Source organism: Flavobacterium buctense (genome assembly GCF_014486695.1).
In the GTDB taxonomy this organism is placed as follows: Bacteria; Bacteroidota; Bacteroidia; order Flavobacteriales; family Flavobacteriaceae; genus Flavobacterium; species Flavobacterium buctense.
The window spans coordinates 105,591-127,899 of record NZ_JACTAB010000004.1; the positions used below are offsets into that span (position 1 = coordinate 105,591).

27 protein-coding genes are annotated in these 22,309 nt (G+C 34.7%); 15 read left to right on the forward strand and 12 right to left on the reverse strand.

Annotation, left to right across the window (positions count from 1 at the left end):
- Window positions 1-108 precede the first annotated feature (108 nt).
- From ICG50_RS07790 to rlmD, 6 genes are all read right to left on the reverse strand, one after another.
- Window positions 109-462, reverse strand: coding sequence for a hypothetical protein (locus ICG50_RS07790; RefSeq protein WP_187660348.1), 354 nt, complete (start codon window positions 460-462; stop codon window positions 109-111).
- Window positions 463-624: 162 nt separating this feature from the next.
- Window positions 625-1,368 carry an NYN domain-containing protein gene (locus tag ICG50_RS07795; protein WP_187660349.1) on the reverse strand — a complete coding sequence of 248 codons (744 nt, stop codon included), beginning with the start codon at window positions 1,366-1,368 and terminating at the stop codon, window positions 625-627.
- Between the two features lie 64 nt (window positions 1,369-1,432).
- On the reverse strand, window positions 1,433-1,648 hold the full coding sequence (locus ICG50_RS07800; RefSeq protein ID WP_187660350.1) for a hypothetical protein: 216 nt from the start codon (window positions 1,646-1,648) through the stop codon (window positions 1,433-1,435).
- A gap of 337 nt (window positions 1,649-1,985) precedes the next feature.
- Window positions 1,986-2,744, reverse strand: a complete 759-nt coding sequence (locus ICG50_RS07810; RefSeq protein WP_187660352.1) for a DUF6048 family protein — start codon at window positions 2,742-2,744, stop codon at window positions 1,986-1,988.
- On the reverse strand, window positions 2,716-3,216 hold the full coding sequence (locus tag ICG50_RS07815) for a DUF6452 family protein (RefSeq protein ID WP_187660353.1): 501 nt from the start codon (window positions 3,214-3,216) through the stop codon (window positions 2,716-2,718). Before ICG50_RS07815 ends, ICG50_RS07810 begins: the two co-directional genes overlap by 29 nt.
- A gap of 41 nt (window positions 3,217-3,257) precedes the next feature.
- Window positions 3,258-4,670: a 23S rRNA (uracil(1939)-C(5))-methyltransferase RlmD gene (gene rlmD / locus ICG50_RS07820; RefSeq protein ID WP_187660354.1), complete on the reverse strand. Its 1,413-nt coding sequence runs from the start codon at window positions 4,668-4,670 to the stop codon at window positions 3,258-3,260.
- A 76-nt stretch (window positions 4,671-4,746) separates the two neighbouring features.
- Here rlmD and ICG50_RS07825 point away from each other — a divergent pair, with 76 nt between their 5' ends.
- From ICG50_RS07825 to ICG50_RS07850, 6 genes are all read left to right on the forward strand, one after another.
- Window positions 4,747-5,295, forward strand: a complete 549-nt coding sequence (locus ICG50_RS07825) for a DUF1697 domain-containing protein (RefSeq protein ID WP_187660355.1) — start codon at window positions 4,747-4,749, stop codon at window positions 5,293-5,295.
- A gap of 29 nt (window positions 5,296-5,324) precedes the next feature.
- Window positions 5,325-6,026 (forward strand): DUF1003 domain-containing protein, encoded by a 702-nt coding sequence (locus ICG50_RS07830; RefSeq protein WP_187660356.1) that lies wholly within the window; start codon window positions 5,325-5,327, stop codon window positions 6,024-6,026.
- A gap of 180 nt (window positions 6,027-6,206) precedes the next feature.
- The gene (rocD, locus tag ICG50_RS07835; protein WP_187660357.1) at window positions 6,207-7,487 is read left to right on the forward strand and encodes an ornithine--oxo-acid transaminase; all 1,281 of its coding nucleotides are present in this window, start codon (window positions 6,207-6,209) and stop codon (window positions 7,485-7,487) included.
- Between the two features lie 42 nt (window positions 7,488-7,529).
- Window positions 7,530-7,988, forward strand: a complete 459-nt coding sequence (locus ICG50_RS07840) for a DUF5362 family protein (protein WP_222940170.1) — start codon at window positions 7,530-7,532, stop codon at window positions 7,986-7,988.
- A gap of 62 nt (window positions 7,989-8,050) precedes the next feature.
- A complete protein-coding gene (locus ICG50_RS07845; protein WP_187660358.1) occupies window positions 8,051-8,233 on the forward strand; it encodes a hypothetical protein in 183 nt (60 codons plus the stop codon).
- Window positions 8,223-8,765: a Smr/MutS family protein gene (locus ICG50_RS07850; RefSeq protein ID WP_187660359.1), complete on the forward strand. Its 543-nt coding sequence runs from the start codon at window positions 8,223-8,225 to the stop codon at window positions 8,763-8,765. The genes ICG50_RS07845 and ICG50_RS07850 overlap by 11 nt, the downstream gene beginning before the upstream one ends.
- A 78-nt stretch (window positions 8,766-8,843) precedes the next feature.
- Here the strand turns inward: ICG50_RS07850 and ICG50_RS07855 are convergent, their stop codons facing one another.
- Window positions 8,844-9,215 carry a hypothetical protein gene (locus tag ICG50_RS07855; protein WP_187660360.1) on the reverse strand — a complete coding sequence of 124 codons (372 nt, stop codon included), beginning with the start codon at window positions 9,213-9,215 and terminating at the stop codon, window positions 8,844-8,846.
- Between the two features lie 300 nt (window positions 9,216-9,515).
- Between ICG50_RS07855 and ICG50_RS07860 the strand changes: the two genes are divergently transcribed.
- From ICG50_RS07860 to ICG50_RS07875, 4 genes are all read left to right on the forward strand, one after another.
- Window positions 9,516-9,848: a ribonuclease Z gene (locus tag ICG50_RS07860; RefSeq protein ID WP_187660361.1), complete on the forward strand. Its 333-nt coding sequence runs from the start codon at window positions 9,516-9,518 to the stop codon at window positions 9,846-9,848.
- A 5-nt stretch (window positions 9,849-9,853) separates the two neighbouring features.
- Entirely contained in the window at window positions 9,854-10,762 is a 909-nt protein-coding gene (locus ICG50_RS07865; RefSeq protein ID WP_187660362.1) for a ribonuclease Z, read from the forward strand.
- 145 nt (window positions 10,763-10,907) lie between these two features.
- Entirely contained in the window at window positions 10,908-11,552 is a 645-nt protein-coding gene (gene pdxH / locus ICG50_RS07870; protein ID WP_187660363.1) for a pyridoxamine 5'-phosphate oxidase, read from the forward strand.
- 322 nt (window positions 11,553-11,874) lie between these two features.
- A complete protein-coding gene (locus tag ICG50_RS07875; RefSeq protein WP_187660364.1) occupies window positions 11,875-12,369 on the forward strand; it encodes a CAP domain-containing protein in 495 nt (164 codons plus the stop codon).
- Between the two features lie 61 nt (window positions 12,370-12,430).
- On the opposite strand, the gene ICG50_RS07880 is transcribed toward ICG50_RS07875, so the two are convergent.
- The 4 genes from ICG50_RS07880 to ICG50_RS07895 all read right to left on the reverse strand — a co-directional run bounded on the left by ICG50_RS07880 (window position 12,431) and on the right by ICG50_RS07895 (window position 17,311).
- Window positions 12,431-13,027 carry a 3'-5' exonuclease gene (locus ICG50_RS07880; RefSeq protein ID WP_187660365.1) on the reverse strand — a complete coding sequence of 199 codons (597 nt, stop codon included), beginning with the start codon at window positions 13,025-13,027 and terminating at the stop codon, window positions 12,431-12,433.
- A 1-nt stretch (window position 13,028) separates the two neighbouring features.
- A complete protein-coding gene (locus tag ICG50_RS07885) occupies window positions 13,029-14,945 on the reverse strand; it encodes a DUF294 nucleotidyltransferase-like domain-containing protein (RefSeq protein ID WP_187660366.1) in 1,917 nt (638 codons plus the stop codon).
- Between the two features lie 248 nt (window positions 14,946-15,193).
- Window positions 15,194-16,720, reverse strand: coding sequence for a DEAD/DEAH box helicase (locus ICG50_RS07890; RefSeq protein WP_187660367.1), 1,527 nt, complete (start codon window positions 16,718-16,720; stop codon window positions 15,194-15,196).
- A gap of 75 nt (window positions 16,721-16,795) precedes the next feature.
- Window positions 16,796-17,311 (reverse strand): DUF6155 family protein, encoded by a 516-nt coding sequence (locus ICG50_RS07895; RefSeq protein ID WP_187660368.1) that lies wholly within the window; start codon window positions 17,309-17,311, stop codon window positions 16,796-16,798.
- Between the two features lie 84 nt (window positions 17,312-17,395).
- Here ICG50_RS07895 and ICG50_RS07900 point away from each other — a divergent pair, with 84 nt between their 5' ends.
- Both ICG50_RS07900 and ICG50_RS07905 read left to right on the forward strand, forming a co-directional pair.
- Window positions 17,396-17,680 (forward strand): DUF3817 domain-containing protein, encoded by a 285-nt coding sequence (locus ICG50_RS07900; RefSeq protein ID WP_187660369.1) that lies wholly within the window; start codon window positions 17,396-17,398, stop codon window positions 17,678-17,680.
- Complete coding sequence (locus ICG50_RS07905) at window positions 17,673-18,935, forward strand: mechanosensitive ion channel family protein (RefSeq protein WP_187660370.1); 1,263 nt, start codon at window positions 17,673-17,675, stop codon at window positions 18,933-18,935. Before ICG50_RS07900 ends, ICG50_RS07905 begins: the two co-directional genes overlap by 8 nt.
- On the opposite strand, the gene ICG50_RS07910 is transcribed toward ICG50_RS07905, so the two are convergent.
- Window positions 18,929-19,321 carry an acyl-CoA thioesterase gene (locus tag ICG50_RS07910; protein WP_187660371.1) on the reverse strand — a complete coding sequence of 131 codons (393 nt, stop codon included), beginning with the start codon at window positions 19,319-19,321 and terminating at the stop codon, window positions 18,929-18,931. The two genes, ICG50_RS07905 and ICG50_RS07910, sit on opposite strands and share 7 nt — an antisense overlap.
- Window positions 19,322-19,555: 234 nt before the next feature.
- Between ICG50_RS07910 and ICG50_RS07915 the strand changes: the two genes are divergently transcribed.
- From ICG50_RS07915 to ICG50_RS07925, 3 genes are all read left to right on the forward strand, one after another.
- Complete coding sequence (locus ICG50_RS07915; RefSeq protein WP_187660372.1) at window positions 19,556-20,854, forward strand: OmpA family protein; 1,299 nt, start codon at window positions 19,556-19,558, stop codon at window positions 20,852-20,854.
- A gap of 73 nt (window positions 20,855-20,927) precedes the next feature.
- Entirely contained in the window at window positions 20,928-21,326 is a 399-nt protein-coding gene (locus tag ICG50_RS07920) for a glyoxalase (RefSeq protein ID WP_187660373.1), read from the forward strand.
- A gap of 239 nt (window positions 21,327-21,565) precedes the next feature.
- The gene (locus ICG50_RS07925; RefSeq protein ID WP_187660374.1) at window positions 21,566-22,279 is read left to right on the forward strand and encodes an esterase family protein; all 714 of its coding nucleotides are present in this window, start codon (window positions 21,566-21,568) and stop codon (window positions 22,277-22,279) included.
- Window positions 22,280-22,309: the final 30 nt, after the last annotated feature.

Consider the following 22,309-nt stretch of genomic DNA (forward strand, 5'->3'; position numbering starts at 1 on the left):
AATACTCTATTTTTTAAATAAAAAACAGTCTGATTTTTAAAGTTTCCTTAAAAAACAAAAACACCCTAAAATAGAGTGTTTTCATGATAATTTTATGTTCTTTAAAATTTAAAACTCATCAAAAATGACGATGCCTTTTCTTTCTAAATTGTTTTTTATTAGCAATTCCGAAAGGTTGTATTGCGTTGATAAATCACGAATACTAATCCCTGAAAAGAACAATTCCACTAAAGTATCCAGTATAATTGGATTGATGTTTTCGTTGTCATGGATTTGACCATTAACACCGATGATATTTCGTTTTGACTGATGAAGTGCCTCAATGATGGCATCAATGTCATTACTTGGAAATTCTAAAGTGTTAATTTCATTACTGTTTTGAGAAAGTTGTTTAAGCACTACTGTCTTTGGCGTCTTCTTCTCGTTCTTTAGGTCAATACTGTAGTTATAGACATTGCTCATAATAAGGAAAGTTTAAGTTTTTGTAAATCTGGGTTCAACAAAAATAAGAATTCCGTTTGAAAAGAAATGTTAATTAACAAAAACAACCCGACTTATAGTGGCTTTGGCGGTATTTACTGTAAGAAAATTAAAATTAACCCGATGAACGACATCCAAGAATAATTACTTTAATCTTACTAAAGGATGGTTTAGTCCGTTGACTTCATTTTTTACTACTTGGTATTTGTTGATACTTTCAAAAAGTTTGGTCAAATTTCGGAAGCCATAAGTTCTGGAGTCAAAACTGGGATCGATTTTTCTTAAATTGGTTCCTACATGCGAAATGTAAGCTTCGTCTTCTTCATTGGTTGAAATTTCAAAAGCTTTGTCAATGATGGATAAATTGATTTTATTTTGCGGGATTGTTTCCTTTGGCGGATTTTCTTTGGTGTTGGTTTTGGCTTTTGCTTTAGGTTGTTTTTCAATTTGTGGTACCAAATTTTCGCTGAACGTAAAAATTTCACAAGATTGTACAAAAGCACTTGGTGTTTTCTTTTGACCGATGCCCATTACAAAAAGGCCTTCTTCCCGGATTCTTTTGGCCAAACCGGTATAATCACTATCGCTGGAAACGATACAAAATCCATCAATGTTTTTGCCGTGTAAAATATCCATCGCATCAATAATCATTGAACTGTCGGTGGAGTTTTTGCCTGTGGTGTAGGCAAATTTTTGTACCGGACTTATAGAATATTGGTTGATGATTTCTTTCCAACCGTTCATTTGCGATTGCGTCCAATCTCCATAAATTCTTCTTATGGTGGCTTTACCGTATTTAGAAACTTCTTCTAGTATCTCTTTGATTAATTTGGGTTGAGCGTTGTCTCCGTCGATTAATACGGCTATGTTGAATTTGGTGTTTTCCATTAGAATAAAGGATATGGTTTGGTTTTGTTGATTAAAAGTAGTCTATTAAAATCAATCTTTGTTTTTATTTGTTGTTAAGGTGTGTTTCTATGTGGTGTTGCAAAAGAGACTTTAAGGTTTCAAGATACAGTTCGAGTTCAGTAGTATGAACCCTTTCCGAGGCAGTTTCACACAAGGTCAAAGGGGTTTCGTTAAGGTATTTGTACAATTCAGGATATTTGGTTTCTATCTCCGTAGTCAGTTGAATGATGTCTTGCATGAGTTGGTTGAGCGTTTTCATAGTTCCAAATAATTAAGAGATTAATTTTAGCCTCTATAAAAATACTACTTTTAATGGTTTTAGCCATTTGAATAATTCAGTATCTTTGGCAGACAAAACAAATGATATGTCCGGCAAAACAAAAGCATTACTGTACAACTTAATTGGATTCGCTGTAATTTTTATAATAGTTCGAATTTTACTCGGACTTTATTCCGGTTTGACCGGTTTTTGGTTGCCAATAACTTCTTTTGTAATAAGCACTATTTTGGCCCCAAAATTCCAAGCAGTCAAAACTCGAGACGGCGAAAAGATTTTTATGAAATGGCTGTTTGTTAAAGGAATAAAACAGTTCTAACTATTGTTTTTTCTTAGCTTTCTCTTTTTCAGCGGCTTTTGCCTTAACAGTTGATTTGTAAAGTGGAATAAAATAGGAAATCGTATAGTTAAATCCAACGCCAAAATCACCGTTATAAGTTCGGTTAAAGCCTGGAATATAAAGGTTTTCGAAATTGCTAGGTTGCTTTTGAGTCACCATTCGGTTCAATCTAAAACTAAAACCAATAAAAACATTATTGAACACTTCGGCTTTCATGCCGGCGACTACTTCAATCCATTGCGCGGATAATCCTTTGAACTCCTGATTGGGAAATACGGTAGGAGCTTCGCCAAAATATTGGTTGTTTGGGTCATAAATTTCATAACTGTTCAGAGTTTGGCTAAAACTGCTCACTCCATAACGCAAACCAACAGAGATAATGTTTTCCATATCCAACCAATTCTGATAACTGTTGTAATCAAAACCTACTTTTAAATACGTGCCTTTGGTAGTGAAATTTACTTGTGTATCATCCACAGTTTTGTCTTCGTTACCAATTTCGGCAGCCAAATAATGCTTTCGCGTTAAACGATAATCGCCTACAAGTTCTAAACCGCGGTAATCCTTTTCATAGAAGGAACGGGTAAGTTTGAATAAATCCACTCCAAGTCGCAAACCATAACGCTCCATTTTGGGTGGAATGCTGTCTTTCTTAGCAGTGGTTGTTTCTTGCGCATTGCTCGTCAATGAAAGCAATACCAGGGCCATACTAAAAGTAAATTTTGATATGTACTTCATTTTCGGTTTCAATGTTAGTGGTTTGTACGCTGATGTTTCTAATCCAAAGTAAATCAGGTGTGGCTGTGTCTGTTAAGGTCACTCCGCTAGGGGAATTGAGTTCATAAATGGTCTTATATCCGCAAGCTCTGGAAACAAAAACATTCTCACGGGTATAATCGAATTGGAGAAAATCTTCATTGATTACTAGAGGATTGGTGCTGTTACTGTTTAAGACCAAACTGTATTTCGTCATGTCTTCAAAACTTTTCAGAGGCAATTCGATTACGCTAACCCCATTAAAAACTTTTAAAGAATCGGTTTGATCAACAGCGGTAACTTCCAAACTCGTGACATTTTTTAAATTCGCCGGATTAGAATCATCATAAAATTCGATAATTAATCTGGGCGTAGTGTCATCAACACAAATATCATCTTTCTCACAACCGGAGAAGGAAATGGCGAGTAATAACAGGGCAAGTATTTTTTTCATAGCAGCAAATCGTAATTCGTAATTACTAATTCGTAATTCATTTATCTTCTCTCCAAAAGTACAACATTTTCCACGTGATGGGTTTGCGGAAACATATCCACCGGACGAACGCGTGTGACTTTGTATTTTTCATCCATTAATGCTAAGTCGCGTGCTTGTGTAGCCGAATTACAACTGACATAAACTACTTTATCCGGAGCAATTTTTAAAATTTGTTCTACTACATCTTTGTGCATGCCGTCTCTTGGCGGATCGGTGATAATCACATCCGGTTGGCCGTGTTGGGCGATGAAGTCATCGTTGAAAACGTTTTTCATATCGCCTACATAGAATTCACAATTGGTAATGCTATTGCGTTTGGCATTTTCTTTAGCATCAAAAATAGCTTCAGGAACGGCTTCTACGCCAATTACTTTTTTCGCTTGTTTCGAAACGAATTGGGCAATGGTTCCGGTTCCGGTGTATAAATCGTAAACGACTTCATTGCCGGTTAACCCTGCAAATTCTCGAGTGATTTTGTATAACTCATAAGCTTGATCGGAATTGGTTTGGTAAAACGATTTGGCATTGATACTAAAATGCAACCCTTCCATTTCTTCCAAAATATAATCTCTGCCTTTGAACAATTTAATGTCTTGGTCATACAAAGTATCGTTGGCTTTGCCGTTGATTACATATTGTAAAGACGTAATTTGCGGAAACGTTGAATAAATGTGATTCAATAACAATTCCCGTTGTGCTTTGACTTCTTGGTAGAATTGAATCAGCACCATAATTTCTCCGGTAGAAGCGGTGCGAATCATTAACGTTCGCAATAAACCGGTATGATTTCTCGCGTTGAAGAATTCCAATTCATTCTCAGTAGCAAAACGCTTGATTTCATTGCGAATCGCATTGGATGGATCTTCTTGTAAATGACATTTTTCGATGTCTAATATTTTGTCCCACATTCTTGGGATATGAAAACCTAAAGCATTTTTATTGTCGAATTCTACTCCGGATTGAATCTCAGCATCGGTCATCCATCGCGTGTCGGAGAACCCAAATTCCATTTTGTTTCGGTAAAAGAATTGTTTTGTGGAACCTAAAATTGGCTCAAAATCAGGCAATTCAATTTTGCCAATGCGTTTCAGATTATTGAATACTTCCTGGTTTTTGTAAAACAATTGCTTGTCATAGTTCATATTCTGCCATTTGCAACCACCGCAAGCACCAAAATGTTGGCAAACCGGTTCAACTCTATCCGAAGAATATTCGTGAAACTTAATGGCTTTACCTTCAAAATAGGCTTTTCGCTTTTTTAATGTTTGCACATCTACCACATCGCCCGGAACGACATTAGGTATAAAAATGATTTGACCTTCTGGCGCTTTAGCTACGGATACGCCTTTGGCACCGGCATCTAAAACGGTTATATTTTCAAAAATGACTTTGTTGGTTTGTTTTCTTCCCATAGCGCAAAAATAAACTATTGGGCAAAACTGAATAGACATTTAAGAAAAAAATATAAATTAGTAGAAAATTAAAAGTATGCATACTCATTTAGCCCTTCTCCGAGGCATCAATGTCTCCGGTCACAAAATGATTAATATGGTGGCTTTAAAAAAAGCACTCGAAGGCATTGGCTTTACCAATGTGGTGACGTATATCCAATCGGGGAATGTGTTTGTCGATACCGAAGAGGAAAGTCCGGGGAAAGTGGGTTTCTTGATTAAGCAGGAAATTTTTAAAGAGTTTGGACATGATGTTCCTGTGATTGTGATTGGCAAAGAAGATTTGCAAGCTTGTTTGGACCGAAATTTATTCCTCAATGATGAAAGTGTCGATTTGAAAAAACTCTATGTATCCTTTATTTCATCCGAATTGCCCGAGAATATGATTACCCAACTCAACTTAAACTTCATCAAACCGGATGAAATTCAACTCGACGGCAAAAGAATATATTTGAAATACGATGTTTCTCCCGCCAAAACCCGATTAGACAATAAATGGATTGAAAAGAGTATGAACGTGGTTTCAACAACACGAAATTGGAATACGGTTAATAAACTGTTGGAAATGTTTGAAGAGCGCGAATAGTTGTAAATTAGCTAATAAAATAGGTTCATATGAGTTCAAAAACCAAATTTAAAAGCACCATTTCCGGATTAGAATTTCCGGAAAAGGAGAAAGTATACGGTCACCAAATCAGACAAACGGTTTTAAACCTAATCCAAAATGATTATCCCGAATTTAAAGACAACGATTGTATATCCAATAGTGAATTAAACATTTATAGAGAAAAATACATTTCAAAATACCTTCAAACTGAAGTAGGCGAGTTGTCAGAATTACAACAAAAAGTATTAAAATCATTGTCCAACGGAAAATCTTTGGTTAGCAAAGTTGAATACGAAAAAGACAATCGAACCTTCGGGCAAAAAGTAGCTGATAAAGTTGCTGATTTTGGCGGAAGCTGGACGTTTATTATTTCGTTTTTTGTCTTTATTTTGATTTGGATTGGTTCCAACGTGTATATTTTACTCAACAAAGGTTTTGATCCATATCCGTTTATTTTATTGAATTTGATTCTGTCTTGTTTGGCTGCTTTGCAAGCGCCAATTATCATGATGAGCCAAAACCGTCAGGAGGAAAAAGACCGGGCGAGAGCCAAGAAAGATTATATGATAAATCTTAAATCAGAATTAGAAATCAGACTTATAGATGATAAATTAGACCATTTAATCCAGCACCAACAACAAGAATTAATTGAAATACAGAAAGTGCAGATTGAGATGATGAATGATATTTTGGAAAGAATAAAGAAATAGTTATGAGTTATGAGTTATAAGTTAGGAGTTGTTTGGTAAAAATCTAAGTAGTCTAACTTTCTAAAAATCTAACAATCTTTTTTATACTTTTACCGAACATATGGATGATTTCTCTCCAAAAGAAGGAATAACGATTTAATAATTAATCTGCAGTGAGAGTAGATTAAAATTCGAATTACAATGTCAGTTTTAGAAAAATTAACTTCAGCCGATGCTATCAACTTAGAAGACAAATACGGAGCCCACAATTACCATCCGTTACCTGTGGTGCTGAATAGAGGAGAAGGAGTTTATGTTTGGGATGTAGAAGGCAAAAAGTATTATGATTTCCTTTCGGCTTATTCTGCCGTAAACCAAGGCCATTGTCACCCGAAGATTGTAGGTGCCATGGTGGAACAAGCCCAAACTTTAACCTTAACTTCCCGTGCGTTTTATAACGATAAATTAGGCGTTTACGAAGAATACATCACTAAGTACTTTGGTTTTGATAAAGTACTACCAATGAATACCGGCGCCGAAGCGGTAGAAACTGCTTTGAAAATTTGTAGAAAATGGGCCTACGAGAAAAAGGGCATTTCCGAAAATGAAGCCCAAATCATTGTTTGCGACGGTAACTTCCACGGAAGAACCACTACGATTATTTCGTTTTCCAATGATGAAAATGCCCGCAAAAATTTCGGTCCTTATACAGCCGGATTTATCAAAATAGCGTATGACGATTTAGACGCTTTGGAAAAAGCGATTACATCATCTAAAAATATTGCTGGTTTCTTAGTCGAGCCTATTCAAGGTGAAGCCGGCGTTTATGTGCCAAGTGAAACTTATTTGGCGAAAGCCAAAGCTTTATGCGAAGCAAATAACGTTTTATTCATAGCCGATGAAGTGCAAACCGGTATTGCCAGAACGGGTTCTTTATTAGCCGTTTGCGGTAATTGTACTTGTGAAAACCAGTGTGAGAAACAATCCAGTTATGTTTCTCCTGATATATTGATATTAGGCAAAGCTTTGTCAGGCGGCGCTTATCCGGTTTCTGCAGTATTGGCCAATGATGAAATTATGAATGTAATCAAGCCCGGTCAACACGGTTCAACATTTGGAGGAAACCCGATTGCGGCAGCGGTTGCTATGGCTGCTATGGATGTAGTTAGCGAAGAACATTTGGCCCAAAATGCCCGTCGATTAGGAGAAATCTTTCGCTCTGAATTAGCCCAATACATTGCCACATCCACTATTGCTACATTAGTACGTGGAAAAGGCTTACTAAATGCCATAGTTATCAATGATACGGAAGACAGCGATACGGCTTGGAATATCTGTATGAAATTGGCCGAAAACGGTTTGTTAGCCAAACCAACTCATGGTAATATTATCCGTTTTGCACCGCCATTGGTAATGAATGAAGAGCAATTGTTGGATTGTGTTTCCATCATTATCAATACGTTAAAACAATTTGAAAAGTAATTTAAAAACCAATTTATAAACCAACCAAAAAAACTTTTAATTATGGAAAACCAAAACAATTTGACTTTAAATGATTTAGCTGTTGACTCGTTAAGAGAAAGTGCCAAATGGACCATGTTTTTATCAATCGTAGGATTTATTTTTATAGGCTTAATGTTTATAGGTGGCGCAGTTACGATAGTATCTTTATCTAACATACCGGATGAACCTGAATTTGGAGGTATGAATCCGTTTGGTGCTGTTAAAAACTTTATCGGAATTATTTATCTTGTCATGGCCGCTATTTATTTCTTTCCGGTTCTTTACTTGTATAAATATTCAAAAGGCGTTAAAGAAGCTATAAACTTCAGCAATAGTGAGGTTTTAGCCGATGCTCTTCAAAATTTAAAATCACATTATAAATTTGTAGGGATATTGACGATTGTGCTTCTTTGTCTTTATGCCTTAGCCTTTATTGGAATAATTATATTCGCTGCCAGCATGGCCAGCGGAGCAATGTAAATGTTTGTAAAATATACTTATTTAAAACCGACTATCTCAGTCGGTTTTTTTATTTTTGACAAATGAAAAAGTTACTTCTACCTTTAATGATTTTGGCAATTGGCGTTGGTTTATACGAACAAAGTCAAGCGACACCCAATCGTTATATTATGATTATTGCGATTGTCGTCTTTATGTATGGCATGATGCGATTAAGCGCCAAAACACCAAGTAAACACTCAGAAACCGAAGAAAATGATCACTAAAGGCGATAAAGTTTCAGTACTTGATGATGCCATTGATGGTGTTGTAGTGGATGTAAAAGGCCACGAAGTTACCATTGAAACTACCGATGGTTTTAATTTGACTTTTAAAAGTAGTGAGCTAATCAAAATCGCCAATCAAGGCGAAATGAATTTTAGTTTTAATAAAAATCAGGTTATTGCTGAGAAAGAAATTCCGAAACCTAATTATACTAACACGGAAAAGAAGTCTAAAAAAGAACTTCCGGTTCCAGAGTTTGATTTGCACATCGAAAAGTTGGTCAAAAACTACAAATCTATGAGCAACTATGATATCTTGACCAAGCAAACGGATACAGCCAAATACCATATTGAATTCGCCATCAGAAACCGAATCCCTAAAATCGTATTTATTCACGGCGTAGGTGAGGGCATTTTAAAATCGGAACTCGACTTTATGCTCGGACGTTATGATAATATTACGTTTCAAGAGGCTAATTTTCAGAAATATGGTCAAGGCGCTACGGAAGTCTACTTCAAACAAAATCTAAAATAAAAAAAAGTCTCGTGGCATCGAGACTTTTCTTTTAAAACTAACCAATTATATTTAATCCAAACTTAACTTAAAATCTAATTAAGCAACACTGCTTTCTTGTGTACTAACTTTTTTCAAAAACGATCTGATTAGAACACTGTTAGTATTGATACCAGAGTTGATTAAAGCTTTTTTGCTGAAACTTACATTTGATTTACTACCGGTAGTAGTTTTGTTAGTTCCCATAAACCATACTGCGAAATCCATTGAAGCAATTGTAGTTTCTTTAGCGATAACAATGGAATCATTTTTAGAAATTGAAACCTCAGTTGAAGTAGTATTACTTACTGTAGCCACTTTAACTTCCTGACCAAAAACACCATTGCTTGATAAAACCAATAAAACGAATAAAACAAATAATCTAACGTTAGTTACATTTTTTTGAGCTACTGAGTTATTTGTTGTTTTCATAAGTGTGTTTTAATTTGTTTCTTATTTCTTGGTCAAAACTACTCCAAGACTATCTTCGACTGAAATTTTTTCGATAACTAACCCCAAAAGTCGTTTAATCGACAAATTCAATGAATTCAAGGGTTTTTAGCGTTTTTATCGTGCAGTTAATCTATGAAATGTTAAAAAAACGTGCATTTCACCGATGAAAAACCAAAAATTTCTATGAACGGCACACTCCAAATCACAAACCTTTGTGCAAATGCCAAAAAATGGCAAAATCTTCCTAAATTAGCTTCGGATTAAATAGTTACCCACAAAATGAAAGTCGAACAAAAAGGCCACACTACTATTATTAAAGATACCGTCGGACAAACGGCTGATTTTTTAATGAAAGTCACACACGAACACAATACTTATAAAAACAGTAATCTGATATTGGATTTAACCCACGATAAGAATTTATCATTGGAAGACGTCAAGTCGTTTGCCGAACTAATCAAATTGCACAAAAAGCAAAAAAAATCTATTGTCCTTGTAGCGGACAGTGTCAACTTTAATGCGGTACCAAAGAATATCATTTTGGTACCAACACTTTTAGAAGCGCACGATATTATAGAGATGGAAGAAATTGAGCGCGATTTAGGATTTTAAACTATATGAAGTTAACCATCTTGGGTTGCTACGCAGCCACGCCACGAACGATAACTAATCCAACCGCACAAATATTGGAAATTCGCAACCGAATGTTTCTTATCGATTGTGGAGAAGGAACACAAGTACAGTTGCGCAAAAACAAACTCAAATTTTCCAAAATCAACCACATCTTTATTTCCCATTTGCACGGTGACCATTTTTATGGACTGGTCGGATTGATTTCTACCTTTATGTTATTAAACCGTCAAACCGATTTACATGTATACGGACCCAAAGGAATCAAAGAGATTATCTTGTTGCAATTGCGTTATTCCAATTCCTTTACCGGTTACAATCTCTATTTCCATGAATTGGAATCGAAGGAAAGTGAAGTGATTTTTGAAGATGAAAAAGTCATCGTTAAAACCATTCCGTTAAAACACCGCGTTTACACCAATGGTTTTCTGTTTCAGGAAAAACCTAAAGAACGAAAGCTCAATGTAGAAGCGGTTGAAAAATATAAAATAGATACCGCATACTTCAGAAAAATAAAATACGGCGGCAACATCACACTAGATGACGGAACAGTTATTCCCAATGCCGAATTGACATTCGACCCCGAACCCACAAAAAGTTACGCCTTTTGCAGCGATACGATGTATGACGAAACCTTAATTCCGCTCATTCAAGGCATTGATGTTTTGTATCATGAAACCACTTTTCTGGAAAGTGAAGCGGATAAAGCGGAAAAAACCATGCACAGCACCGCCAAAGAAGCCGCAAGAATAGCCAAGTTGGCCAACGTCAAACAATTGCTGCTCGGGCATTACAGCACGCGTTACAGTAGCATTGAGTTATTCATGCAAGAAGCCGAAACTATTTTCCCAAACGTACTTTTAGGTGATGACGGGAAAGTATTCGATTTCGATTAAGGTTAGGAGCGAAGGGTTTGGGATTTATCGGTGATGGCAATTCCCGCTTTTCGTTCTGCACGGCGCCACTTCAATCGGGGCTAAAAAGTTATCCATTTTTTAATCTGAAAACTTAGTATCTTAGCAACTTCAAACTATTGCAGCCATGGAAGACTTAAGCCACTACAGAAAATCATACGAGAAGAGTGAACTACTGGAAACCAACATTCCTGAAGATCCTATCAATCTTTTCCACAAATGGTTCTACGAAACGGAAGAATTCGGTGGAGTAGAAGAGGTCAATGCCATGACAGTAGCCACTATCGGCTTAGACGGTTTTCCAAAGAGTAGAGTAGTGCTGCTTAAAAAGTTTAATGAAGAAGGCTTTATTTTCTACACCAATTATAATTCAGAAAAAGGCAAAGCCATTCTGGATAATCCGAATATTTGTTTGTCCTTCTTTTGGCACAGCATGGAAAGACAAGTCATCATCAAAGGCATTGCAGAAAAAACAACTGATATCATTTCAAACAATTATTTTGACTCAAGACCCGATGGAAGTAAGCTAGGTGCTATAGTGTCTTCACAAAGCGAAATCATTCCATCCAGAGAATACTTAGACCACAAATTAAAAGAACTGGAAAAAGAATACGAAGGAAAACCCATTCGCAGACCGGATTATTGGGGTGGATTTTTAGTTCGACCAATAGAAGTTGAGTTTTGGCAAGGCAGACCGAACCGCTTACACGATAGAATCAGATATAAGTTAAAAGAAGAGTATGTTTGGCAAGTCGACAGACTTTCTCCTTAAATCGTATAAATAATGTTGAAAATTATGTAAACCACTCATCGGAGTGGTTTTTTAGTTTTGTATCTGTCGAAAAAAACATCGATGAAATACATTTAAGTAAGAAAATATCTTATAATAAACAAATAAAAGTGTATTTCATCGATTTTATTTGTGTTTTAATCGATGTTTGCCCTAATATTGTCTAACCAAATCAAACAATACGTTCTTAAAATTAAAATTTATAAAGTGTTTGCCCCACATCTACTTTATTAAAAACTGTCAATATTAATCGAAATAAAGTGTTTGCCCCACATCTACTTTATTAAAAACTTAACCTACTACTATGAAAGCAAAAATGTTTAGAGCATTGTTGCCGTTAGCAATCGTGTTCACTATGGTATCTTGTTCTTCGGACTCTGAAGAAACTACAGTTGATAAGCAAGTTGTAACTGTCTACAATTACAACGAAACCGAATTAAAATTAGTTACGCTAATCAATGACTACCGTGAAAGTCAAGGACTAAACACTCTACAAGTAATCAATCACATCTCTTACAAATCGGAAGAGCACAATTATTATATGATTGATAACAATGTCTTTAATCACGATTACTTCCAACAACGTTCTGATAATTTGATCAGAGTATTAGGAGCAGAAAGGGTAGGCGAGAATATCGCTTACAATTATCAAACTGCAGAAAGCGCCTTTGCGGCTTGGTTAAACAGTCCGGCGCACAAAGCTAACATAGAAGGTGACTACACGCACTTTGGAATTTCAGTTACAACAAATCCGGAAACGGGAAGAAAATATTACACTAATATGTTAATAAAAAAATAGTTTGATTATTGTTTTGTTTGATTTTGACAGATCGAAAAACCCGCCTCTAAAGCGGGTTTTACTATTTAAATCCCAAACGGGTTTTCAATTTCAAAAACAATAAAGCAATGGAGTAAGCATCATCTGAAGCTGAATTTCGTTCGTTTACCGGAAGTTTGTATTGCTTGACCAAATCTTCAATAGAAAAAGATTTATTCGTAATGTCCATTAATTTTTGGTGCATGATTTCAATGTCTAAAGCTTCATTTTTCAATTTGCCGCATTCCATCTTTTCTAAAGCCTCGTTAATCAACTCGATGTCAAAGTGGATTCGGTGTCCAACTAAAACAGCATTCTCAATATATTCTACTAAAGCTTGAACAGCGTTGTATTCAGAGAGTTTTGGTAATTTACTTTCAATTAAAAATTCATTCGACAGGCCATTGTCATGTAAATATTTGTATTGCAAAATAACGACTTCAAAAGTATCGCTAATTTTAATTACATCATTTATCACAGCAATGGCTCCAAAAGATAGAATCACATCTTTCTTTGGGTTTAACCCGGTAGTTTCAGTATTTAGAATTACATACCTGTTTGTTTTAGTTTCAAACTTAGACAAATAGGTTTTCCAAAAGTCAGGGTATTCTTTGTTGATATTTTTAATCCAATCCAGCATATTAGGAGAATTGTGTTAATTGAAATTTATCTTTGATTAATTCTTCCAGCTCTTTCATCGGGGTTAGCGCATTCTTTAATTTTTCTCGGTCAACTTTAGTCAGTTCATCGATATTGATAAAATCCCCTGAGCTATCATTTTTTAAGCCCTCTAATGTTCTGAATTTAGATAAAATTAAAAAAGCATCCGCACAGTTTAAATAAATTTCAGAGAATTTCGGATCAACTAAAGCCAATTGTTTAAAACGCGAGTAGGTATTATTAATTCCCCTCAAATTCATACTAATGGCAAACAATCTTGCGCCATCAACCAATGGCATGATTGCCTTGCTTTTAATGTCGAATTTACCTTTGTTTTCGCCTTCTTCTTCTAAATTGAATTTCTTGAAAAAGTTAAGTGGCGGATTTTTATGCAAGGCATCGTTTCCTAAATAGTCAAAGAACAAAGCATTATTTTTAGTATTCTTAAAAATTAAGTCTGCAATAGTATCTTCAATCTTTCCTTCTCCGAAAGCAATTTCAAAATCAAAAAAGATGCTACTGATGTCATTGGAAGTTTCTCCGGGCATTTTCATCCAATTGTTGTATTGTTTCATCCAATCACTTAATGATTTACACCAAAGCATATTGCTCGCCATATGGCCATTGGGACAAAATTGGTAACCCACTTTCTCCAAAATAGAGGTAGTTCTTTTGGATAATTTCATGAAATAATCTTTTACATCTCTGTATTTTTCCGGAGCTACGTCTTCAAATATCAAGATGCTGTCTTGGTCCGTCAATAAAAGTTGTTCTTTGCGACCTTGACTTCCAATGCTTAACCAAGCAAATCTTGATGGAGGAGAACCTAAGTCAAGTATGGCCAATTCTACAGAACGCTTTATAATAGCCGTGATAATTTCACCTGTAATATTATAAATATGAGGAAGCGGTATGTTTTTAGCGATTGAAGATTGAATCAAATCGGTGAGTTTTTCTCGGACTAATTTCAATTCTTTAGGAGATAAGGAACGTTTGATTTCCTTGATTAATACACCTGGATTATTGGCTTGTGCTACAATTAAATCATGCTCTGAAATAACACCACAAACATCGGATTTATCAGAACCATCGGTGGTTACGCATAAATGACTGACGTTATATTTTAACAGAAGTAATTGCGCTTCGGCTACAGAAACATTTTCAGGAACAGTTACCACAGGCGATGACATGATTTTATCTACTGTTGTTGTAATAGGAAATCGTCCGTTAGCGATTTTAGTTCTGAAATCAGTGTCCGTAACAATCCCAATAGGAGCATTTTGCTCAATAACTATGGCACTGTCGATTAAATTTTCAGTCATTAATTGTGCAGCGTCTTTTACAGATGCATTTGTAGCGATTTTTAAAGGTGTCTTATTATAGGCTAAAGATTGAAAATATTGTATCTCGTTCGTTTGATTTTCGGTGTAAACATTGTCAGTGATGAGTTTACCACGATTCTCTTTATCAAAAGGATTACGCGTATTAGTGGCAAAACTTTCCAAAAGAAAGTCCAAAACTTGAGGGTTTTGTGCTACAAATGGTTTAAAGGAACTAATCGGCACTGCATAAACAATACTGTCTTCGCGAGCTTTAGCTGTCATCATGTAGTTGTTTTTAGCAAAAAATGGGCGTAAACCAAAGACATCTCCGGCATAACATTTATTCAATAAAGTTTCTTCAGCATCAGCAATGACAGAAAGATTAATCACACCGGAGGCAACTACATAAAAACTATCGTGCAGTTTGTCATCAATTTTGAATAAAATTTTATGCTTGTCCAAGTTAACAACACCAATATTGGTAACAACTTGAATCAATTCATCATAACTCAAATAATTAAATGGCGGATATTCTTTTAAAAAATTGGCAATATTTTCAGCAATAGAATTACTCATAGCATTAATCGAATTAAATCGGATGTTTTTTTAACATTACAAAAATAGTAAAGGTTTAGGCAAGATAGGGATGATTGTTAAAAACATTTGAAAACTAAAAAGATGGCTTTACTGCAGTTCCATTTTGAAATATTCTATTTTACATAATATAAATTATAGTTTTTATTTTGTACGTTTTAATTATCAAAATAAAATTAAGTAACTATCTGTAAAATAATGCTATAAAGCACTTTAATTCAATTATATTGTTAGAAATTCAATTCTCTGAATTTTTTTCCTATGGCTAAAGTTAATTTGGTTTTATAGTCTTCAATTAACCATTCGCGATAATTTTTGCTCGTTTTCCCTAAACAATTTACAAATCGTCTGACACGACTTTCAATATCATCGTTTAATAGTTTTGATACCATTCGTGCCGCATTTAAATCAGTGGTATTTTCAACACACATTAACGCATGTTGGTTTATCGATTTTTCGAGCACTTCTTTAGAACGCATATTCATCGCGGAGTTCTTTTTGAATTCTTCTTCAATGTCCATATCGATTACCGCTGTTTTAGCAAACATTTTTCGAATAGCTTCCGGCATGGTATACTTGAATCCGTATTCAATTTCTGCATCATCTCGTAGACTTTCCAAATAATATTCCGGCGATTTAAAGATGTGTTGCCAATCTACTGGATCATTCCACAAACCGAATCGCAAGGCATTGTTTCCTAAATCGATAACGGTAAATTCATCTTTATTCGGCAATTTACGTGAACCACGACCAATCATTTGAAAATAAAGCGTCAAAGATTTGGTGGCCCGATTCAATATAATGCTTTCAACCGTGGGTTCATCAAATCCGGTGGTTAATATACCAACCGAAGTTAAAATAGCATCCGGCGTCTTTTTAAACCAATGCAAAATATCTTTTCTGTCTTCCGCTGACGTGGTGTTGTCTAAGTGTTTTATAGGATAACCGGCTTCTTTAAAAGTATCATAAACATATAAGGAAGTATTAATTCCGTTATTGAATATCAAGGTCTTTTTACCTAATGATTTTTCGGTATAAGCGTGCAATAATTTTTCTTGCATGACCATGTTCATATACAAATCATCAGAAGATTTTACGGTATAATCACCGTTGATTCCCACTTTAAGCGAAGTTAAGCCAACATCATAACTGTAAGTCGTGGCTTTAGCCAAAAACCCTTTATCTATAAGTGATTGAATGGTGTCGCCCACAATTAACTCATCATAATTATGATGCATGGGTAACTTGATATTGGAACTTAAAGGTGTTGCAGTCACTCCTAGAATAAAAGACTTCTTGAATTGGCTTAATAATTTTCGAAAGGAATTGTAATGAGCTTCATCAATAATAACCAAACCAACATTGTCAATCATCAATTTCTCATCATTGAGGCGATTTTTCAACGTTTCCACCATAGCTACAAAACAAGAATATTCATCTTGGTCTGGCAATTCTTTGATGTTACTGTTGATGATTTTGTTTTTGACATCAAAACCTTTAAGCATTTTGGAAGTTTGCTTACAAAGCTCTATTCGGTGTGTCAAAACGACTACTTTTTTGTTGTGCTGTGCTAAATAGCGACGTACTATTTCTGAAAAAATTACTGTTTTTCCACCGCCTGTGGGCAATTGGTATAACAAATGATGGTCGCTGGGCGCATTATCTAATCGTTCAAAAATTTTGTCAATATCTCCCTTTTGGTAACTGTAAAGTTCCTTTTTCTCTTCAATTTCAGGGTTAAAATCTTTGTGAGACATATTGATTGGTACAATTTTGCAAAAGTACACCTAAAAAAGAGTTCTCACACCATTTAATTTCTAAATAACAAAAAATTAATATTCGAGTCTTTCGACAACGGCTGAAAACTCATATTGATTGAACCAATTTTGAGCGATAGTTTCCTCTTTGACAGCCACTACTCTATTCTTAAATTCATCAAGAATTCCTTTTTCAATCATAAAACTAACGGCTTGCTGAAAAGAAGTCAGCATACTTTTAAAGAATAATTCTTGCTTAACTAATTTTTCTGCGGAATACGTTTGAGCAATTTCAATATTGTAAAGCATCAAATCAGCAATAATAAAAGCATCAACACCAAGGGTTGTGTAATGTTTGATGAATTTTTGAGCCACAGAACGGCGCATTTTCGGCTTTTTACTTTTTACCGGAAAATATTCGTTGGAGATTTTGAACTTAGCTTCTCGAACCAGCTTCTCTTCGTTGGGATTAAAGGCAAAATCATAATAAACTTTTACCTCACTGAACTTTTCGTAAAGCTCCATAATTTGCTCTTCCAATTGCGGTTTGGAAAGTTCATTAAGGTATTTCTTTAAATCTCTTTTACTCATCTTTAAATTATACCAACAAAAGTAACCGCTTTTTAGTTCTTTATTAATGTTATTACTTAATTTTGTCATCAAATTCAAAAAAATATGACCAAACTTTTTAAGTTTACCGCCATTGCTGAAGGCATCTCCTATCTTGTTTTGTTCTTTAACATGTTAGTAATCAAACCTACCGATTTGGATTTATACAAAGTTTTATTGTTCCCAATTGGAATGGCACATGGTGTGTTGTTCATAGGGTATGTGATGTTAGCTTTTCTGATCTACAATAGTCAAAAATGGAGTTTGAAAGAATTAGCCATAGTTCAATTGGCTTCCCTATTCCCTTTTGCCACTTTTTATGTGGAGAAAAAATATGTAAAAAATGCATAAAATCGTCGAAAAAATATTTGGTTGGAGTTATCCGTTGTTTAAAAAATGGGATTTTGGAGAAACCTTATCATCCTATTTAAGTTTAGCCATAAATATTGCCGTAATGGTGATTATGGTTTACATCATTTACAGAATATTTCGCTACACCTTGGTGCGAACAATGGTTATTTTAGCCAGAAGAACTAAAACCAGATTCGATGATTTATTGGTTTCAAACAAGACGGCTAAATACATTGCCCACTTAATTCCGCTTTTGTTTATATACAAATCGGTTCCTATTATTTTGAAAAACTTTGTTTATTGGGAAGATATTTTTGGAAAATTAGTAGCCATTTATATTGTATTGTTGACTTTGTGGATTATCAAAACGATACTTCATGCCTTTCGAGATCATTTAAAATCCAATCCGTCATTCAGCGATAAACCTATTGACAGTTACATTCAAGTAATTATGATAGTGTTGTGGATTTTTGGTTTTATCATGATTATTTCCAAAATCTTTGACATCAGTACCAATGCCATGTTGGGAACTTTTGGAGCCATTTCGGCCATCATCATTTTAATTTTCAGAGATACCATTTTGGGATTTGTAGCCAGTGTTCAGGTTTCTTTAAATGATATGGTTCGTATTGGCGACTGGATTACTTTTGACAAATTTGGCGCTGATGGTGATGTAATCGAAATCAATTTGGCCACCGTAAAAGTCCGAAATTTTGATAATACTACCACAACGATTCCTACTTACAGCATGATTTCGGATTCCTTTAGAAATTGGCGCGGCATGTTGGACTCGAGTGGAAGAAGAATAAAGCGACACATCTTAATCAAAGCCAACAGCATTAGATTTTTAGATGACAAAGATTTACAAGATTTGAAAAAAATTCAGTTGGTAGCCAATTATATCCAACACCGTCAAACCGAAATAGACAAGTTTAATAAAATGCACGAAATTGATAAATCGGTACTTATCAATGGAAGAAACATGACCAATTTTGGCTTGTTCCGAAAATACATTACCCAATATTTAAGTCAATATCCGGGTTTGAATAAAGAGATGATATTACTTTGTCGACAATTGCAGCCTACACCACAAGGAATTCCTTTAGAGATTTATACTTTTTCGAATGATAAAAGATTTGAGAATTATGAATACATCATGGCTGATATTTTTGACCATATCTTTGCTTCTATTCCCTATTTTGATTTAGAAATATATGAAATGCCATCCGGCAAAAGTGACTTTGTAGATCAATAATCGGTTAGTCTGTCCTGTATATATTCAATTTGGATTTTGCCATGCGGTTTAGGTTTGCCGTCTGCTCCTAGACTTACCATAGTAATAGAGTCAATCGTAATAATAATTTCTCGGGTCATCATATTTCTGACTTGACAGGTCAATGTTAAAGATGAAGCTCCGAATTTCACCACATCAATACCAATTTCAACAATATCCCCTTGCTTGGCAGAACTTCTGAAGTTAATCTCCGACATGTGTTTGGTAACAATTTTGGGGTTTTCCAATTGGATGATTGAGTATAAGGCCAATTCTTCATCAATCCAAGCTAACAGTCTACCACCAAAAAGTGTGCTGTTTGGATTCAAATCTTCTGGTTTTACCCATTTTCTGGTATGAAATCTCATAAATGTAAGTTTATTTTCAATAACAAAATTAATTATTAAAGCTTGATTGCTTTAAAAAATTGGCAAATCATTAACCGAAATCGATTTCACAAAGACAACCAACTTTAAAAAATGATTAAATTAGAATTAAAACATTGTCTCTTTTGGCATAAGTATGCAAAAAAGTTGATTATTAATTGTAAACATTTATATTTGTAAAGATTTTAACATTTTAATAATCGCAAATAAACCTATATGAAGAACTACCTACTACTTTTAATTGCTATTTTTTCCTTCAATTTTTCAAATGCTCAGGTGGCAGTTGATACTACCGGTACATTGGGAGACAGCTATAACAGATGGACCATAGACGTTTATGCAGGACAGGCCAAAGGTATAAAACCCTACGCTGACGGATTTTATTCAAGTGATCCTACAAAATCTTTTGGTGGATTTGAAGTAAATTCATTTGGTGCCGCAGCACGCTATATGTTAAGTCCAAAATTTGGATTCAAACTAGATTTAAATTATGATAAGTTTACCAACCAAAGCGGTAGTGGAAGTTTACCATTTGAAACCTACCAATACAGACTAGGTTTTCAAGGAGTTGTAAATGCTGTAAGACTTTTTGGTCTTGAAGAATCATTAGGAAGATTTGGATTGCTTTTGCATGGAGGTCTTCAAGTAGCCAGAATGCACTCTGATGTTGTTAATAAAGATGAACTTAACGGTGGATTAATCGTTGGATTTTCGCCTCAGTTCAGAATTTCTAATTCTATTTCTGTAATTGCTGATATTAGTCTTTTGAATAACTTCAGACAACATTTAAATTGGGATGGTTCTTATGCTAATAGTTCTGAAAACCTATCAGGACAAATGATTGTAACTACGCTTGGACTTTCCTATTCTTTCGGAAGAGAGAAAATTCACGGAGATTGGGCTATCATACAAGATAAAAAAGACAAAGAAATTAATGAGTTGAACAATAGAATAGGTGAAATTGAAACACTTATGAACGATACTGATAAAGATGGTGTTCCGGATTACTTAGACGTTGAAAACAATTCATTAGCAGGTGTTGCTGTTGATACTAAAGGTAGAATGGTTGATAAAAACAATAATGGTGTGCCGGATGAATTAGAGAAATATGTTGACAGTTCAATCATCAACAACAATAGTAATAATGTTGCATTGTCTAAAAATATGATTGAGCAATTAATCAATGAAGGCTATATTGCTGCTTACTTTGATAAAGCGGTTTCTCAACCCAATTCAGCCTCTACAGACAACATTGGTTTTGTCTTGAATTACTTAAGAAACAATCCTTCTGCCTCTGTTGAGATTTCAGGTTATGCTGATGAAGTTGGTAACAGTGCTAAAAATGAGAAATTGGCAGCTAACAGAGCAGAGAATGTAAAAGCAATCTTAGTCAAAGCCGGTATCAATCCGTCAAGATTAAATGCTAAAGGAGCCGGAATCGACAATTCTGTTGACAAGGATTCTGAGTACGCTCGACGTTTAGTTCGTAAAGCTGTATTTAAAATAACTAATTAACAATCAATTATTGATAACTATAAAATGACCTCTGTTTTACGACAGGGGTTTTTTTATAACTTTAAAAGAAAAAATGGAAGCCCGAGACAACAATGTTCTAGAGTTAAGAGGAGAATCTTTAGGAACAATAACCAGTCAGTCCTCGTTAGAGGAAGTTTTTCAAAACAAAACCCTTCGTCCTATTTTAAAGCTGCAGAATGATTTGTTCATTCAAGTTTTTATCAATTATGCCATGAAACAAAAGAATGTTTTCTTTTCATTGACGCCTGAAAAGAAAATGGCTTATGTAGAAAACGTTATCCAAAGAGATATCAAATTCAGAAATTCTCTAAAAGGAATGGTCATCGCCTTTTTTACTTTGGATGAATATGCAGAATACATTCAGAATTCCTCCAATCTTAATAAACGGATGATGAATATGTTAATTGAGAGACTTAAAAGTCAAATCCAATTAATTGAACTCGAAGCTTAGTTGCTGACTTTTTTAGATTATACCAACAGTTTTAACTACTGTTTAGTAATACATACGGGATTTATATTATTGTTATTCTTGACAATAATTAAATTCCGTATTTGTATTTACTACTTTTTTTGGAGAATTTTCAATAACTAAATATTATTAAATATTTTATCGCAAAACTTAATAAGATTCAAAGTTTTACGCATTTCACAACAAATTTTTCATTATAATTGTTAAAACGAATAACAATTATGAAAGAGGAATATTTTAAATGGTATTCGCCTAATTTGAGCCGTGAAATCCAAATGCTGGTTTTCGGACATGCCGGCTATCCGGTCATCCTCTTCCCTACTTCTATGGGAAGTTACCACGAAAATAAAGATCAAGGATTAATAGAAAGTGCTCGTTGGTATATCGAACAAGGATTGATACAAATTTTTTGTCCGGACAGTATTGATAAAGATAGCTTCTACAATAAAAATATTCATCCTGTTCATCGTATTCAAAATCACGTTTGGTATGATAAAATGATTTGCCATGAAATTGTAGAACGGGTAAAAAATAATACTTACGCCGGAAAAGTAGCTGTAGCCGGTTGTAGTTTTGGTGGTTATCATGCCGCCAATTTTGCCTTTAAACATCCGGGGTATGTGAGTCATATGTTTTCGCTTAGTGGCGCTTTTTCCATTAAAAGTTTTATGGATGGTCATTGGGACGACAATGTATTCTACAATAGTCCGGAAGATTATTTACACGGATTAAATGATGGTGAATTATGGAATATGGATATTATACTTGGCACTTCCAATTGGGATATCTGTTTTGATGCCAATCTGAAACTAAGTAAAATCCTTTCCCAAAGAGACATTCCGCATTGGTTAGACATTCGGCAAGACCGAGAACACGATTGGCCGGTTTGGCGCGAGATGTTCCCACATTATTTATCTAGAATAAAGTTTTTTTAATAACAACAACTAAGACAAAATAATAACACA